Annotated in this window: 13 protein-coding genes; 4 read left to right on the top strand and 9 right to left on the bottom strand. The window is 66.1% G+C overall.

The window, feature by feature from the left end; all coding sequences use genetic code 11:
* Positions 1 to 211: 211 nt before the first annotated feature.
* Genes OG496_RS31210 through OG496_RS31200 form a run of 3 tightly spaced genes read left to right on the top strand, consistent with a single transcriptional unit; the run spans position 212 to position 3,526 of the window.
* Entirely contained in the window at positions 212 to 1,237 is a 1,026-nt protein-coding gene (locus OG496_RS31210; protein WP_405973277.1) for an ABC-three component system protein, read from the top strand.
* Positions 1,234 to 1,701, top strand: coding sequence for an ABC-three component system middle component 2 (locus tag OG496_RS31205; RefSeq protein WP_405973276.1), 468 nt, complete (start codon positions 1,234 to 1,236; stop codon positions 1,699 to 1,701). The genes OG496_RS31210 and OG496_RS31205 overlap by 4 nt, the downstream gene beginning before the upstream one ends.
* Complete coding sequence (locus OG496_RS31200; RefSeq protein WP_405973275.1) at positions 1,694 to 3,526, top strand: hypothetical protein; 1,833 nt, start codon at positions 1,694 to 1,696, stop codon at positions 3,524 to 3,526. Before OG496_RS31205 ends, OG496_RS31200 begins: the two co-directional genes overlap by 8 nt.
* 371 nt (positions 3,527 to 3,897) lie before the next feature.
* On the opposite strand, the gene OG496_RS31195 is transcribed toward OG496_RS31200, so the two are convergent.
* The 4 genes from OG496_RS31195 to OG496_RS31180 form a co-directional block, all read right to left on the bottom strand.
* The gene (locus OG496_RS31195) at positions 3,898 to 5,382 is read right to left on the bottom strand and encodes a UvrD-helicase domain-containing protein (RefSeq protein ID WP_405973274.1); all 1,485 of its coding nucleotides are present in this window, start codon (positions 5,380 to 5,382) and stop codon (positions 3,898 to 3,900) included.
* Between the two features lie 233 nt (positions 5,383 to 5,615).
* Positions 5,616 to 5,846 (bottom strand): helix-turn-helix transcriptional regulator, encoded by a 231-nt coding sequence (locus OG496_RS31190; RefSeq protein WP_405976746.1) that lies wholly within the window; start codon positions 5,844 to 5,846, stop codon positions 5,616 to 5,618.
* A 924-nt stretch (positions 5,847 to 6,770) separates the two neighbouring features.
* Positions 6,771 to 7,049 carry a hypothetical protein gene (locus OG496_RS31185; RefSeq protein ID WP_405973273.1) on the bottom strand — a complete coding sequence of 93 codons (279 nt, stop codon included), beginning with the start codon at positions 7,047 to 7,049 and terminating at the stop codon, positions 6,771 to 6,773.
* On the bottom strand, positions 7,046 to 7,687 hold the full coding sequence (locus OG496_RS31180; RefSeq protein WP_405976745.1) for an HNH endonuclease family protein: 642 nt from the start codon (positions 7,685 to 7,687) through the stop codon (positions 7,046 to 7,048). The genes OG496_RS31185 and OG496_RS31180 overlap by 4 nt, the downstream gene beginning before the upstream one ends.
* A gap of 323 nt (positions 7,688 to 8,010) precedes the next feature.
* Here OG496_RS31180 and OG496_RS31175 point away from each other — a divergent pair, with 323 nt between their 5' ends.
* Positions 8,011 to 8,388 (top strand): hypothetical protein, encoded by a 378-nt coding sequence (locus OG496_RS31175; protein WP_405973272.1) that lies wholly within the window; start codon positions 8,011 to 8,013, stop codon positions 8,386 to 8,388.
* A gap of 130 nt (positions 8,389 to 8,518) precedes the next feature.
* Here the strand turns inward: OG496_RS31175 and OG496_RS31170 are convergent, their stop codons facing one another.
* From OG496_RS31170 to OG496_RS31150, 5 genes are all read right to left on the bottom strand, one after another.
* On the bottom strand, positions 8,519 to 9,184 hold the full coding sequence (locus OG496_RS31170) for a hypothetical protein (RefSeq protein ID WP_405973271.1): 666 nt from the start codon (positions 9,182 to 9,184) through the stop codon (positions 8,519 to 8,521).
* A gap of 366 nt (positions 9,185 to 9,550) precedes the next feature.
* Positions 9,551 to 9,940, bottom strand: coding sequence for an XRE family transcriptional regulator (locus tag OG496_RS31165; protein ID WP_405973270.1), 390 nt, complete (start codon positions 9,938 to 9,940; stop codon positions 9,551 to 9,553).
* Positions 9,941 to 10,431: 491 nt separating this feature from the next.
* Entirely contained in the window at positions 10,432 to 11,115 is a 684-nt protein-coding gene (locus OG496_RS31160) for an RES domain-containing protein (RefSeq protein ID WP_405973269.1), read from the bottom strand.
* Positions 11,116 to 11,390: 275 nt separating this feature from the next.
* Complete coding sequence (locus tag OG496_RS31155; RefSeq protein WP_405973268.1) at positions 11,391 to 13,682, bottom strand: WD40 repeat domain-containing protein; 2,292 nt, start codon at positions 13,680 to 13,682, stop codon at positions 11,391 to 11,393.
* On the bottom strand, positions 13,675 to 15,780 hold the full coding sequence (locus OG496_RS31150) for an AAA family ATPase (protein ID WP_405973267.1): 2,106 nt from the start codon (positions 15,778 to 15,780) through the stop codon (positions 13,675 to 13,677). Before OG496_RS31150 ends, OG496_RS31155 begins: the two co-directional genes overlap by 8 nt.
* Positions 15,781 to 15,785: the final 5 nt, after the last annotated feature.

The raw sequence follows: 15,785 nt of genomic DNA, 5'->3' as shown, positions 1-15,785 counted from the left end.
CGTGTGCCTGTCCGCTGAGCGCCCCGGTCCCTGGCTCCCATTCGCCCGGTTGTGGTCTTTTCGTGAACGACCTGCCAGTGATACCTCTAGTGGGTCCATCGCGGGAAATGGCGGCGGCATTCAGGGGGAGATGTTGGATCCGAGTCAGGGACCGCGGAAGACAGACGGTCGGGCAGATGCCCCGCCGCTCATCCTCAACTATCCAACGTCCATGCAGTTTCCAGCCATGCCGTCGCCTGAAAAGCTGGTCTTCACCTACGATCCCGACGAGTTCGAGAAGTTCGTCGAGGAGTGGGTGCCCTCGCTGAACAGCCTGTATGTACGGGTGGAGCGCCAAGGAGGCGCTGGCGATCACGGCATCGACGTGGCCGGATTCCTCACCCGCCAGGGCCTGGAAGGTCCTTGGCACAACTACCAGTGCAAGCGCTACAAGGGAACACTGGCATGGAGCACCGCCGCGGGTGAGATCCGGAAGATGTTCGCGGGTGTAGTCACCGGTCAGTTCATCGTGCCGGAGCAGTACACCTTCGTCGCCCCGTCCATCGGCCCCAGCCTGCAACAGGCCCTGCAACGCCCGCTCCGTACCCGCAAGGACTTCGTGGAGTCGCTGCGTGAAACCACAGACAAGGTCATCACAGACCTGAGCCCCCAATTGAGGCACGAGGCCGAGGAGTTGGCGGCGGACACGTCGTTCGAGATCTTTCAGACCGTCAACATGAAGAAGATGCTCGAACAGCACAAGACGACTGACTTCTGGGTGAAGCGATTCCCGCCGGAGTCCCCGCCCCGCCCGGCTGTCATGGAACCGCCCGAGAAGCCGGAGCCACGCGAGGCCCGCTACGTACAGCAGCTCGTCCAGGTCTACGCCGAGCGCTGGCCCAGCAATGCCAGCACCATTAACCAGATTGCGCAGCACCCCACGGCTGGTCCGCACCTGCGCCATCAGCGCGAAGCGTTCTTCAGCGCCGAATCTCTGCGCCGCTTCGGGGAGGAGGCCTACCCCGAAGGTCATTTCGAGGCCATCGTCAAGGACATATACGACGCCGTGGTCGACGTGGCAAGGGATGACCACCCCACGGGGTGGAAGCGCCTGCAGGCTGTCACCTCCCAGGCGATCAGTGCCGGGCTGACGCAGACGATTTTCGCTCAGCACGTGAGAACTCTGGACCGTACCGGGGTATGCCATCACCTGGCGAACGAGAACGAGCTCACGTGGTGCGAGGGAGAAGGGACATGAAACCGCTGAACAGCCCGCTGGAGATCGGGGTGCGGGCACTGGTGCTGCTCTCGGAAAGCCATCCCGATGCTCTGGACCTGGCCCAACTCGCACTCCTGGACCATGCTGTGCTGCACAGCGCCGAGTTCGACGGACCGCCCAGCCTGCACCCGGACCTGCCCGCCCGCTCCGGAGAGCTCGGCCTGAAGCGCGCCATCCTCGAACAGGCACTTCTGGTGCTCATCCGCGCCGGCCTGGCCGAACTCGAAGCGGACGGGACCGGCCTGGTCTACCGGGCCACGGAACGCGGCCCGGCCTTCGTGGACGTTCTCGAAGCCCCCTACGTCCTGCGGCTCCGCGAGCGCGCCGAGTGGGCTGTCCACCACTGGGCCCCGGACACTGACGTACGCGCCACCACCCAGTCCCTGATGACGGCTCCCTCCACCCCCATGACCCGCCGCCCGTTCGAGGACCATCGTGGGTAATCTCCAGCTGGTCCACCTCACCTACGCCGGCTCGGACAAGCCATCAGCGCACATCGTCTTCGGCCCCGAGCTGACCACCATCTACGGTGCATCCGACACCGGAAAGACCTTCATCGTCAGGTCGGTCGAGTACATGCTCGGCGGCGCCCAGTTGGAGATGGTCCCGCAGGCCGACGGGTATACCCAGATACTGCTCGGGCTGCTACTGCCCGACGGTAGTCCGCTGACGCTCGTCCGTCGCCCCGGCACCAACTCCACGCATCTGCACTATGAGGACCTCCGTGACCGGGTTCACCGCCCGGCGGACGTCATCGTGAACTCGGTGCACAACGTCCGTAGCAAGAACAGCCTCTCGGTCCACCTGATGCGCGCCATGGGTCTTGATGAGGTTCTCATCCGCAAGAACGAAGCCGGTGGCACCCGTTCCCTGGCGCTGACCGATCTGGTGCACCTGTCCGTGGTGACGGAGGACCGCATGATCGCCATGCCCTCTCCGGTCCTGCGCACCGGCACCGCCAGCACCCGCACTGCGGAGACGTCGGTCATGCGGTTCCTCCTAACCGGGGAGGGGGACCCTGCCGTCGACACCGGGCCCAACGCGGGACAGCGGCGTGTGAACAGGGGACAGATCAACCTCTTGGACCAGCTCGTGATCGACTTATGGGCGAAGCTTGAGTCGGACGAGCCTGAGCGTGACCTCAAGGACCGCCTGGCGCGGGTCAAAACCGCGATCGACGCGCAGAACACTGCCCTGCGCACGGCCGACGCGGGTCATCGCGAAGCAGTACGCGAGCGCATGGCGCACGCCCGCCGACTTGCTGTGCTCGACGAGCGGCTGGCCGAGGTCAGCGATCTGCTGGGACGGTTCAGCCTGCTGGAGGACCAATACCGCTCGGATCTGGAGCGTTTGGTCATGGTCAACGAGGCTGGCAGCATCCTCGGCTACTTCCGCGTCGGAACCTGCGTCTTTTGCGGGGCGGATCCCGAGCATCAACACCCTGGCCACAGCCAGCAGGAGGCCACTCAGCTCCACACTGCGGTGCAGGCAGAGGCTGTGAAGACGACCGCCCTGCTCAACGACCTTCTGCCGACCATCGCCGACCTCGCCCGCGAACAGGAAGAAGGCACCCGGACCTGGCAGACCGTCAAGAGCGACCTGGAGGCGCTGGACGAAGTCATCGCTGAAGCCGAGGGCCAGCTCGCACCGCTCAGGGAAGGCCTTCAAGAGCTGTTGGACGCACGATCTGTAGTCGAGCGGGGGCTGGAACTGCATGCGCGGATCGCGGAACTTGAGGACAAGCGCTCTCGCCTTGACGGGGAAGGAGCGGTGCCCGCTGCCCGGCCTGCGGAATACATCGCCGCCCGGGTCGTCAACGACTTCGACTCGGTTCTCCAGCGCACCCTGGGCAGCTGGGAAGTACCGGCAGTCGACAACTCCGGGTACGACCAGTACAACGCCGAGATCCGGGCCGGGGGCCGCCCGCGCGCCGGTCGTGGCAAGGGCGTGCGGTCCGTACTTCACTCGGCCTTCACCACCGCCCTGGCCCGCTTCTGCATCGACCGAGACCTCCCCCATCTCGGCTTCGTCATCCTGGACTCCCCCGTGGTCACCTACCGCCAGCCAGTGAAGAACACCCCACAGGACCCCGACCTGCCCGACGTCCGCATCACATCCACCGTCGTGGACCGCTTCTACGAAGACATGCTCGCCTTCCCCGGCCAGGCTGTGATCATCGAGAACGGGGATCCACCCCTCGGTGTCCTCTCCGAGGCCACCACCTACCATTTCACCGCCGCCGACGGCCGACCTGGCTTCCTCCCGTGAACCCCGTCGATTCCAGATCTGCAGGGTTGAGGACACCGTGGCCGGCGTGCCGACCAGAATGATCGGCATGCTCAGCGTGCACGACCACAAGCGCACACTCCCGCGTCCTGGTCCTGCCGTCCACTTGTAAAGCGGATCGGCCACGAAGTGGGCAGAAGCCCGCACGGCCTCGGAGTACGAGCGGATCGTGGAGCACTTCAGGTCCCGCGGTGAGCGCAGGTCACCGAGCCATTCGTCGACCATCGCTGGCGTCCAGAGCCAGGTAGTAGGCGTTCACGTAATCCGCGAACGCCTTGACCGTGGTGTCCTGATCCGCTGGCGTCGTCTGCGGCGGGATCGCCCCGGACGGCTGAGAGCGTGGTTCGGTGTCTTCAGGGACCGGACAGCACGGGGTTGTCGGGGTGGTGATGGATCCAGTCCAAGCCCGCTGGGTCGAGGTGACGGCGTGCGCGGGTGACGGCCACGTAGGCCAGGCGGGCTTCCGACTTGTTGACGGGGCCGGGAACGGGTCGGCCCGCATCGTCGACTTCGTCGGTGTCGGGCGGCGGAGTGAAGTCGGGGGCGATGCGCACGCTGCCCCATTCGCGGCCCTTGGCTTTGTGGGCAGTGGAGACGGTGACCTGAGCCTGGTCTTCGGGGACGAGACGGTCGACGGCCCGCAGGATGGCGTCGGGCCCGTGCTCATCGACAAGGTTGGCGAAGGGCTGCAGGTCGGCGCCGGCCGGGTCGAGTTCGGCGTAGTCGCGCAGTTCGCGCCAGGTGGTGAACAGCACGAGTTCGGGGTGATTGGTGCGCCGCCCCTGGATGAGGTCGCGGGCGGCCTGGGCCAAGGCACACAGGGCGTCGCCCCCACCGGCCAGGGCTGTTGTAGTGCCAGCGTCGAGGAGGTCAAGGATTTCGGTGACGGCCCCGATGTTGGTGCGGCACAGCACCGCGTCCGGGCGGCCCGTGTGGGGACCGATGGTGGTGGGGATCTCGGGAGTTCCGGTGAGTTCGATGGCGGCGCCGCTAAGGGCGAGCCAGCGGTTTGCTTCGATGGCGAGCCTCGGGCCGAACCGGAAGGAGCGGGTCAGGGTGAGGTGGGTGCCGTCGAAGCCGGTCATCACGTCGCGGGCGCCGCGCCATCCGTAAATGGCCTGGGCGGAGTCGCCGACCATGACGATCTGGGTGCGTTCCCGCTGTGCGAGGACGATCTGCTCGAGGACGGGGTTGGTGTCCTGGGCTTCGTCCAGCAGTAGGAAGTCGCCGGGCAGCACGGGTTCGGTCAGGGCCCACAGCTTCAGGTAGTGGTCGTGTTCGAAGCGCACCGTGCCCGCTTTGGGATCCTGCACGTCGTCCCAGGCCTTGGCGGCATACGGCAGCAGGAGGTCGGCGAGTTCCGCGTGGGCCTCGTCGCCGTCGATGCCGCGCAGGCGCGGCACGTGATGGTGGGCCAGTTCGGCATCCGCTGACTGGCAGTAGCCAGTGACGGTCCGCAGCACCGTGTTGGACAAGGTGGCGGGCATCAGGTCGCGCCCGTGGATGCGTACGGGGGCGTTCAGCCCAAGATCCTGGCCCACCTTCCAGCCGGGCCTGCGAGGGCTGTTGAGGCGATCGCGGTAGCGGTAGCCGAGGGCTGCGTAGGCCAGGGAGTGGGCAGTCTTGCACCGCACCGTCGCAGGGAAGCGGGCGGCGGCGTCCAGGGCAATGGAGCGGTTGAAGGCGAGGTAGCGGCCGCGGCGGGCGGACGTCTGCTCGGCCAGGAAGGCCAGCGTGGACGTCTTGCCTGTACCGGCGCCGGCCTGGATGACGAGATGGTCGCCCTCTGTGAACGCATCCCGGGCAGCGGCCTGCTCGTCGGTGGGGGTGAAAGCCATGAAGGGGGACTCCGGAAGCCGTGGCGGCCCCCCGCCACGCTCAGCGCGGGCGAAAGAGAGGGCCTGATCTTTTGAGGCAGATGCCGGAGTGAAAAGTGCCAGCAGACACACCCACGGCCCGCGTACGCACCGTCCAGTGCCTTCGATCGGGTGTCAGGAACGAGACATGCATATGTTTCTCGCGCGGGCGTGCGATCCGGGGTTCCCCTTCGGGTGACCGCAAAGCGGGTGGCTCAGCGTTCGAGGCCTGGGGGTTCGTGTCCGCTACACAGAGGGTCGAGGAGCTCGCCCAGAGGGACATTGAAGGCGTGAGCGAGGGCGTGCCAGGTAGCCAGCGTGCCGATGGTCCGGCCCTGTTCGATCTCGATGAGCGTTCGGCGGGACAGCCCACTGTGGGCGGCGAGCTGGTCGTAGCTCCAACCACGTTGTGCGCGCAGGCGGGAGAGGGACTGCCGCAGCGCCATGGGGTCGGGCTCCGGCGGCGGGGAGATCGTCACCAGTCCATCGGACGGTGCAGACCCCTGCCCTGACAGTGCAGACCTCTGCCCTATTTGTACGGGTGCGGCGGCGCCTCCACCAGGGCAGGGGTCTGCACTACGGTGGCCGCGCCCGGAGCCCCCTCAGGAGGCGGACCGGCAACCGTCCATCACGGCTTGGAGGGAACCTTTGACCACCGCCCTGCCCTCGCGCGCGTGGAGTGTCACGATCACCAGTGCAGCGGGGCATCCCGCGCTGACGTGCAGCGCCTGTCCCCTGCCCGCTCGGGTGACGGGGGCCGCGGAGATCCGTCGGCACCTTGCAGAACACCTCATCGAGTCCCAACTGCCCGCGCACCTGAGAATCTGCCACTGCCGCGAGCGGTCCTGCACGTGGCACCGACGTCAAGGACCGTGCTCCGGGTTCCTGCGGCTCCTGCTCATTCGAGGGGACCACGGCAGGACCTGGCACCTCGCCGATGCCTGCGGCGCGTGCGCCGCTGCAATCCCCTCCGCCGCCACTGTTCCAGAACCCCCGGCGCGCATCACCGCGAGCTCTGCCGCACCGTCCAAACCAAGCGCAGCCCAAGTCGATGTCCCGCATGAGCACTACGAGTGGGTCGAGGGGCCATGAGCAGCGCCGTCATGCTTCCGGGGCGCGCCGCTCATGCCGACAGAAGTGGCGGCTCCGCCCACGTTGTCGTTCATCCAGGCGTCAGGTGCTGGGCTGCGAGGCCCGTACGAGTGCGTCGGGAGTGATGGGCTGTGCGGAGTTCTCACATGTGACCTGCGGTGCAAGGCTGTGTCCGCAGTCGCTGGTGCGGCTTCCCACGTTCAGTTGAGCACGATGGTCTGCCACATCGTCCTCGTCCAGTTGGCTGTGGTCCGGGCAGGATGCCGTGTGTAGCCGGGTCAGGCGTGAGCGCCCTCGCCGTGTCGGATGCGGTCGAGGAGGTCGTCGTGATAGGTGCTCAGGTCATCGTCTGGCAGGGGGGAGGGGCTGCCGGTGAGCGTGTACCACTCGTCGGCCCCGGTGTACTGGACAGCGGCATGGGCACAGTGCCTGTCGTCGTCCAGCGTCGTGCGGACGGTCAGGTTACCGGTGATGATGCCGACTTCGTCGGTCATCGCCCCGCCGGGCCCGGCGGTGAGGGCGTCCTGGTACGAGTTGCTGTCCGGACTGCCGGTCACGGGGTACAGGTGTCCAGCATGGTGTCGAGCATGGCCTTCTCCGGCGCGGTCACGTTGAGGGAGTAGACGTATTTCACGTGGGTCCAGGCGCGGCTGTAGGTGCACCAGTAGGTGCGCAGGGGCGGTGTCCACTGGTCGGGGGACTGGTCGCCCTTCTGCCGGTTCGATGACGCCGAAACGGCGATGAGTTGGGGGTTTTCGAGGTCGTTGGCAAATTGTCGGCGCTTGACGGTGGTCCACTCGTCGGCGCCAGAGCGCCAGCCGTTTGCGAGGGGCACCATGTGGTCGATGTCGACCTCGGTGGAGGGCTTGGAGGAGACCTTCCCGTCGTAGGCGCTGGTCCACGTGCCGGAGACGGCACGGCACTGGTCGTCCTGAAGAACATCCTGGCCGTCGCGGACGAGAACTGTTTCTCGGGTGTCGCAGGTGCCGTGCTGGGTGATCCAGTGGGGGAACTTGGACCGGGAGTAGCCGGTCATCGGGTGCGGGGCGGCAACGGTCAGCTCGTCGAGTTCGGCGCGGGCGATGTCGGTGGGCGGCGGCTCCGGAAGATCCCGGCGGACCGCTGAGGAGGCAGCCGCCCGGGTGGGGACCGCGGCCGCGGCGGTGGCCTGCGTGGTGACGAGCGGAGCGAGCATGGACAGGGCAACGAGAACAGGAACGGTCAGTCGACGCCCGAAGCGTGGGGTGATCACGCCGAGACACCTACCAGCGATCGCCCCCGTGGCGTGGGACCGTCCCCCGGATGCAGTGGGTCCATGCCGCCGCGGCGACAGGACTGCAAGATCGAGGCGGGTCTGGTTTCATACGTGCGCCCCGGGCCGGGCCAATGCCACATACACGGCGGCGCACTCACGAGCATTCTGTCTCGGGACCCACCGTGGCCTTCTGGTCCTTCGCCGTGCGCCGCAGCCACCGGTTGTCGACTTCGGGACTATGCCGCCCGGGAGACACTGAAGGCATGGACACGGGTACTCCGACAGAGCTGGCGGACGTCGGAGAGATCCTCCGGGCGCGTTACCGCCGCCGCCTTCCCAAGAGGCTCGATGATCTGACAGGCCCCACCTGTGGCACGGTCGCGCTTCCCCTGCACGTGGCCTGGTCGGGGCGTACGAGCTATGCCCTGGACGGGGCCAAATCACGGATGAGCCTGTATCGGACAGTGCTCGCCGAGGGACAGCGTGGCGATCTGATCGCGTGCCTCGACCGCGGTCTGCTGGTCGAGCAGTGGTCCGTCCTGCGCAAGCTGATCGGCCGTCACGTCCGCGAGGTATGGGAAGAAGCCTTTCCTGAACTGGCGCAGCCCAGCACAAGCAGCTTGGCAGATGACAGTTGTTGATCCTGAAGGGCCGGCGACCTAATGGCCGTCGGCCCTTTCGCCGCGGTCGTACCCTCCGTTCCTCGGCGCCCCGTTCAACCCATGGCTGGGTGTGAGGAGTTCGCCTCCGGCCGGGCTCTCGGGGTCCTGATCAATGTGTGGCGGTCTTTCCCATCTGTGAGGTGACTGCCGTTGAGTGTTCGGCGGAGGGTTTTTCGGCCGAAGGCTGGTGAGGGCCCTGCCCTGGATGTGTGCGGGTGTCGGGACGGGCAGGGACTGCGCCGGGTACGCACGGTTTGTGGGCAGCCGCGGCGAGCAGGGCGCGGATCTTGCGGGCGAACCCCATTCCGGGAAGCGGCAGTTCCATGTCCGGCTGGCGCAGGTAGCCGGCGGCGACCGCGAGGGGAACGTAGGCCATGAGTTCCGTGACCGCCGCCGGGCGGGGCCGGGCGGTGTACTTGGTGATGGCGAGCAGGGCCCGCAGGATCGAGGTGGCAGAGGCCTCGACTTCCTGCCCGAACCAGGAGTAGACGGGCTGCGCGATGAAGGGGTGCGCTCGAGCGGGTACTTCTGGTGCCAGCTGGACGTGGTCGGTCTGGCGGTGCCACCACGCGGCGGCAGATGTCTCGCCCAGGGCCAGGTGGTGCAGGTAGAGGCAGTAGGCGGCCGCGGGTTGTCCGGCGCCGGCGGCGTACTGCCACCAGTAGCGTGCCCCGTCGTCCGTGTCCGTCAGCTGCAGGACACAGGCGAGGACCAGCGCGCTGCGCGGCTCGGGCACCTGGTCGGTGACGAATTCGGCAACGCTGGTCGCGGGCATGTGGATGACGAGGGTTTCACACAGCGCGCGCAGGTGGCGTGAAACGGCTGGAGACCTGGCTGCGCAACCGCAAGGTCCTGCGCGCTGACCGGCTCGCCGAGACAGCTTGGGGCGCCTCCGGAGGACCCTAATTTGTGAAGCCTGTATCGCGGCGACCTGAAAGAGAGTGGCAGTCCTATCTGCCCACGATCACGCGCCGTCGCGCGGACGTTCAGCCCCACCTCTCGAGGCCAGTCACGCACAACGGCGCAAGGTCTGCTTCTTCAAGCGGACCAAACCGATGAACATACGCAGAGCCGCCAACTGCAGAGCTGTGAACAACTCCATCAACTGCCTCAGACGGACACGGCGGCGTTCTGTGCGCCCCTACAGGTCACCGCGGCGGAAGGAGCGGGCGGCAGCCATGACGTCCTTGAAGCGTTCACCGGCGATGGCCTCGATGGGGGAGTCGTCGTCAAGCTGAGGGTTCATCCCCATCATCCAAGCCCGGGCGGTGTGCCGGTTCTCGCAGTTCGAGATGTAAGTGAAGACCTGGTACGCGGTACGCAGGCGGAACTCTGAGTCGAATCGCGGAGCGTTCTGGCCCCTCGCCCACCGACCGACCTGTCGCGGGTCGTCTACGCCTGCGATGAGTGCGGCAACGCGCTGGCTGAAAGTCTCCTGCAGGAAGCGGGCGATCTCGGCGACGGGCTGGCCGGCCGTGTCGCTGTGTGCGCGGGCCTCGGCTTCTGCGGTGGTCTCTTGTTGAGTCTGCATGAACTCCTCGTTTCCTCGCCAGCTGGTGAAGCGGGCAAAGGATCGGCGCTCAGAGCGCGAAAGCTGCGGGGGTGGTCGGGCTCGGCTGGAAGCCGCGGCGACTGTGGTGAGCAGTACCGCGGTCGCCGGTGTCCGGTTGGCTGCTGAAGACAGCACACCACCTCGGCTTGGAGGAGACGCTGACGATGAGGGACGCGCTCGCGGCGCCTTGTTCGCACCGCTGTGTACCTCTGGGTAAGTGGCGCGCTTTGAAGGTGCTGTTGGTCAACATGCTTACTCCTCAGTGGCGTTGACGAAAGAGTACCCGTTTAGGGTGTACTTACACTACGGTTTTCCACACTAAAAACACTCTTAAATTCCACTAGTTGTTGCCTGTGTGGCGCCGTGAGCTGCGCTTTTGTGACGGTGCATCAAGTTGCAGAAGTGTGACGACCGGTGTGCGCGACAACCTGATCGGGCGACAGTACGTACGGCCAAGCGACGCATTTTGCTCACCTGACGGTGAGCCCGTACTCGTCGGCCACCTCTTGAAGGGCGACGTCCTCCACCCGGATGGCGCAACGTTCCGCCTCCGTGAGGTCCGTGTCTCGGAGGATGGCCCAGCAGCGTCGTCCCCCATAGCCGGAGCGGAAGGTGATTCCCTGGACCAGGTGGTGACCGTCAGCGTTGCGCTGGGCGACGGCCCATGCGGCGATTTGGCGTGTGATCCGCCGGTCGGGACCGTGCAGGTGATCGTCTGTCAGTTGCCCGGTGACACCGAAGGCGCTGAGCTCGTCCTTGAGGTCAGCGGCGAGGACGGCCCGGGTCTCTTCCGTCTCGATGTCGAGGAACTGGGTCCAGGCAGCGGGGATGAGGCGCACCAGGATGCGCTCCTCCCGCCAGCTTGAGGGGATGTGGCCCATAGCCATCAGGTGCGGCTTGTTGACGCCAGCGTTACCCATCAGCTCCCGGATCTTGGGGCCGATTCGGTACCGGGCGAGCTCTTCTGCGTAGCATCCGGCCGGGGTCGAGGCGCAGTAGAGCGTGCTGTAGGAGTACAGGCTGTACAGGCCAGCTGCCGAGCCATCGAAAGTGTCCGGTTCCACTCGGTTGTACTCGACGGGGTTGTGGGCCCAGCCAAGACGCCACACGCCCTTAGGCGGGGCAGCCGTCAGAGTTACGGGTGGGATGGTCATTGCTGGTGCCCCTCCTGCTTACTGACTTGTCTCGCTTCCTGCTGCGCTGCGTCCGTCGAAGGGCGCGCTGCAGCATCAAGTCCCAGGGGCGGGCTGGCTAACGCAACAGTCATGGATCCTCACTCGTGCCGCACTGGCGGGGGTGGTCAGGGCATGGATGTCTGACCAACGTGGCTGAAGATTCTCTCGTTACGCGATCCGGTGTGTCCGCTGCCAGCAGGGATCGTGTGCGGCGCACAGGCGGAGCGTTGGTGCAATGGGGCGGCGCACGGGCCTCACAGCTGATCATGGTGGAGGCGGAAGGCCATGGTCCCTGCTTCGCCGGAAGCCAGCAGTATCGAGGACGCCGCACCATCGGGATCCTGCACCGTCTTCAGGGTGCGCAGGGGCGCACCGGTCACGATGCGCAGCAGGTGGCGGTCGGCTGTTGCATCCCAGAGGTGGATGCTCGTCCGGCCTGCTACTGCGAGGGCAGTTCTCTCCAGCGGCAGGCGCAGGGCTGTGACAGCTCCGAGTTCGCCGTCGTTGAGGGTGAGCTCGCTGGCGGCGCGCCCCGTTTCCACGTCCCACAGTTTCAAGGTCCCGTCCTGCCCCGCGCTGGCGATGAGCAGCCTCCCGTCATGCCAGGGAACGAATGCGAGATCATTGATGATGTCCTGATCACACCTGATCGTTCGCCCGTACTGGCTGAGGTCATCGACGTCCCACACGCGGAGGGCACCATCGCTTCCGCCGGATGCCAGAAGGGTCCTGCCAGCGGAGTGTTGGGTGGCCAGGCAGCGCACGCTGAGCTTGTGCTGGCCGAAGTCTTTGAGCATCTCTCCTGTCTGCGGATCCCACACACAGACCCGGCCATCAGCGCTACCACTGGCCAGCAGGTCGCCCCGGCCAGTCGACAATGCCACCAGTGCATTGACCGGCAGGAAGTGGCCCCGCAGCACCGGCCCGGTCTGCTGCTTGGCGTCGAGGTCAGCGCAGACGATGCTGTTGTCGCTCAAGGCTGCAGCCAGTAGGAGACGCCCTTGTCGGCGGGGCCATGCCAGGGCGGTAACTTTCCGGCCCTTCAGGAGGGTCCGATGTCGGTTGGTCGCAAGATCCCAGACAACGATTCGTGACGCTCGTGCTGCGGCAAGGAGGCGTGCCGGAGCGGGTGACAGAGCGCTGGCGGTGATGTGATTCCAGGCTTTCGATGCCAGCTTGAAGGTCTGGCGGTCAACTGACCAAGTGCGCACTATGCGGTCTGCGCCTGCCGTGAAGAGACGGTCCCGGCCCTCGTGTTCTAACCGGGTCATCGCAGTGACTGGCGCCGTATGCGCAGGTAAAGCTCCTTCGATGGGTTTTAGGTTCGGGATCTCCCACAGGCGCAGTGTGCCGTCGCCTGCTGCTGAGACAAGGGCTGGCCGCTGGTCAAGGAAGGTGACGAGTAAAGCGGTAACGGGGGCGGCATGGTGCGCAGTGGCGATGGGTGCCGGCTCGCCTGCGGTGGCCGTCAGGTCGTACAGGGACACGTTGCCGTCTTCGTCGGCTACGGCGTACTGGCCTTCTTGGGGCATAGGCAACAGGGCACGGACGCGGGCTGGGTGGCGGGAGTGCAGGGAGGCTGTGTGGCCGTCGAAGCAGTTCACGGTGCCGCGCTGCGTGAAAAGCAGGCATGCGTGCCCGTCAGGCATCTGGACGCTGCATAGGACTGCGGAGGAGTCCTGGAGTTCAGGGAGTCGGAGGGCGTGGGTCTGGAACCGTCCCGGGTCGAAGGCTCGGATATGGCCGTCGCTGAACGCGGCAAGCAGAAACGGCAGGTGTCCACTGGGCTGGTAGGCAGTGAGGGAGCTGACCCAAGTGCGCTCCCGGCACATGACGACTTTACGGATGAGCTGGCCGTGGACCGCGTCCACGGCGGCGACGCAGCCGTCCGTGCCCCCGGTGATGATCAGGCCGCCTCTGAGTGCCATCAGGTGGCTGATGGCCCCTTGATGTACGTCGATGGGAGCGTGAGCCAGGCTCCCATCGAGTCGCAGGAGACGCAGGGTTCCGGCCTTGTCGCCGACAGCGATGGCGGTGGCCGTGCCGTTTGCGTTCTCCACTGTGGCGAGCGACGCGACGTCGCTGGGCGTGGTGGTCCAGGCTGGCACCGGGCTGGCGTAGTGGCTCCACAACGGAGTCACAGGCGACGCGTTGAACGTTTGCGGCGGCGCCACCGGTTCTGCCCCCGCTCGTGACGGCGAGGCTGCAGCGTAGTGGGACAGCTGCAGACTGGTCAGACGGGACACCGGATCTGCGTGACGTGCGAACTGCTCCACCATGGCCCAAGCCTGCAGCCACTGCCGTCGTTCTGATCTGTTGCCATCCGTCGCCAGCAGTCGGCGTACCTCGGAGCTGGTCTCCCAGGCGAGCAAGGCCGGTGGTACGTGCGCGTCATCCAGCACATGACCGTCTGCGGCATGCTCGGCTAGATGCCGACGCAGATACGGATGGGGCGGAATGGTCGGATCAGCGTGAACCAGTCCGGCAAGCGCAGCGGCGATCTCACGGTGAATTGCTGTATGGCGGCTGTCGGCGCTCTCAGACATTCCGCCCTCCGGAATCCAGCAGGCCTGCATCCGGGTCGAGTAGCACGTCAACCAGTTCCTCGTGCGCGGGCCGGTAGACCCGCCGGTCGTCCTCAACCGCATGGGCGAGATAGCCGCTGAGCCTTCCGCTGAGAAGTTTTTCGATCATGGTGTCCCACTCCTCAGCCGTTAACCGCTTCGGCATCAGGAAGACGCCGGCGATGGCCGGCCACACTTCCCCCCAGGGCACCCCCTGCCCTTTGGCGTACGCTGCGGCCTGCAGCAGCGCCAGGGCAACGTCTGGGGATAGGCCTTGGACCTGCTGCAGATCGTGTTGCAGCAACCCCCGGATACCGCGCCTGAGTTTTGTGTGCCAGCCCTCGCTGCGCGCCAGTGTCATTGGGTCCGTGGTGCTGCGGAGCTGATCTCCTGCCAGTCTTGCGTCGATGAACGAAGGCCATACGGCTTTGGCGACCGCAGTCGCGACGTCCTGAACGCTGCTGGCGTCCATGGCGTCACCGATCAGCGCCGCGATGTACTCCGCGATGTCGTCCTTCGTACTGTCGCTGTCGGTGCGCTGCACGCTGGCGGATGGAAACGTGTCTTTCAGCGTCCTCAGCAGACCCAGTTCGTCACTGGCTGAGCCGCCCGGGCTGCTTCCGTCCGGCCGACTGGAGCGCACGCCGATCAGCAGCCGCACTGCGGGCACAGCTGCTGTGACGCCTTCTTCATGGCGCTGCCCGGGCACGAGCGGACGGCAGAATGGCTCCAGCGGGGCGAGTACATCCCCGATGATCCGGAGCTGTTCCTCTGCCTCGTCCAAGCCGTCAAGCACGATAGTCACGGTCTGTCCGCAGGCTCGCACATAGTCCTGGATCTGCCGCGACCACACCTCCGCTGGATCGCTGGTTGCCTCCACCGCTGCTGGTCTCTCCCCCAGGCCGCGGAGTAGGTCGGCAGCGACCTGCGCAGCATCCAGATGGCGAGCAAGTACTGCGGCGGTTACCGATCCCTCCGGTGGAATTGTTTCCAGTGGTGCCGAATCCTGGGCCGTTTTGTACAAAGGCTCGTTGCGGAACACCAGGTCGCTTAGGGTCACCGCCCTGGCGAGCACCGCCGACTTACCGCTGCCTGCACACCCGGTGATCAGTAATACGCCCCGCGGGGAGTGTGGGCCAAGGAACGACGCGACAGTCTGGTTCAGCCTCTTGCGCCCGCGGAAGTACCAGCCATGATCGCTTTCCTGGGTCCGGCCCGTGGCCCGGTCCAACCAGTACTCTGCGGCCAGCGGTTCGTGCCGCTGCGTCGCCCCCAGCACCTCTGTCAGGTGCACGTAGCCAGGATTGGGTAGGCACGGTGATGGCTGGTAGTCGCCACCGTCGACAAGGCGTTGCAGCTTGAACGTCCGTTCCTCATCCTCCCGCAGTCCACGGGCGTACTCAGCCATGAAATCCGGGACGCTCAGGTACGGAGTGGTGATACCGGCGTTGCGGCGCAGGCGCTCCAACGCGGCCCGCAACAACGTGGGGAACCGCAAAACCTGGATCTTGCTGTCGTGACCGCAAGTGACCAGGACATCCAGGTTGCACTTGCGCCGGCGGCTGTGCCGGATGTCCTTGTGCAATGCCGCGAGTTCGCCGTGCATGCCGCCCGCAAAGCAGGTGTTGACGATGACCAGCACATTGTCTACATGTGAATCCAAGGCTGCGGCGATGATGTCCGACGTGCGCACCGCTGTGGCGAGAGGCCGCTGCTCTACCGATGCAGGCAGCCGCAGAAAGTGGGTGTCCGACCTGCCGGGGATGCCATGTCCTGTCACGAAAAGCAGCAGTGCGTGACCACGCAACTCCCTGACGCCCTGCTCCCGCAGGAAGTCCTCAACGTCGTCCCGCGTCTTCAGCTCCGGGGGTCGAACCTGCCGGAATGCCGGCAGTGGGCCCGACGTCTGCCACCAATCACGCACGGCATCCAACTGCTGGTCGATGCCCTCGGCGAACGCGTCGGCATCGTCATCGTTGCCGTAGTCGCGCACCGCCAGAGTAAGCAGGACACGCTGGGCCGACGGGTCCTCGCCCGCTAACGCAGGATCCTGCAGAACTTCATCCCCCGTGTGTTGCATGTCAC

This window comes from Streptomyces sp. NBC_00988 (genome assembly GCF_045162645.1).
GTDB lineage: Bacteria > Actinomycetota > Actinomycetes > Streptomycetales > Streptomycetaceae > Streptomyces.
Note: the sequence above shows the minus strand (reverse complement) of the source record. Positions and strands in the feature narration are given on the sequence as shown.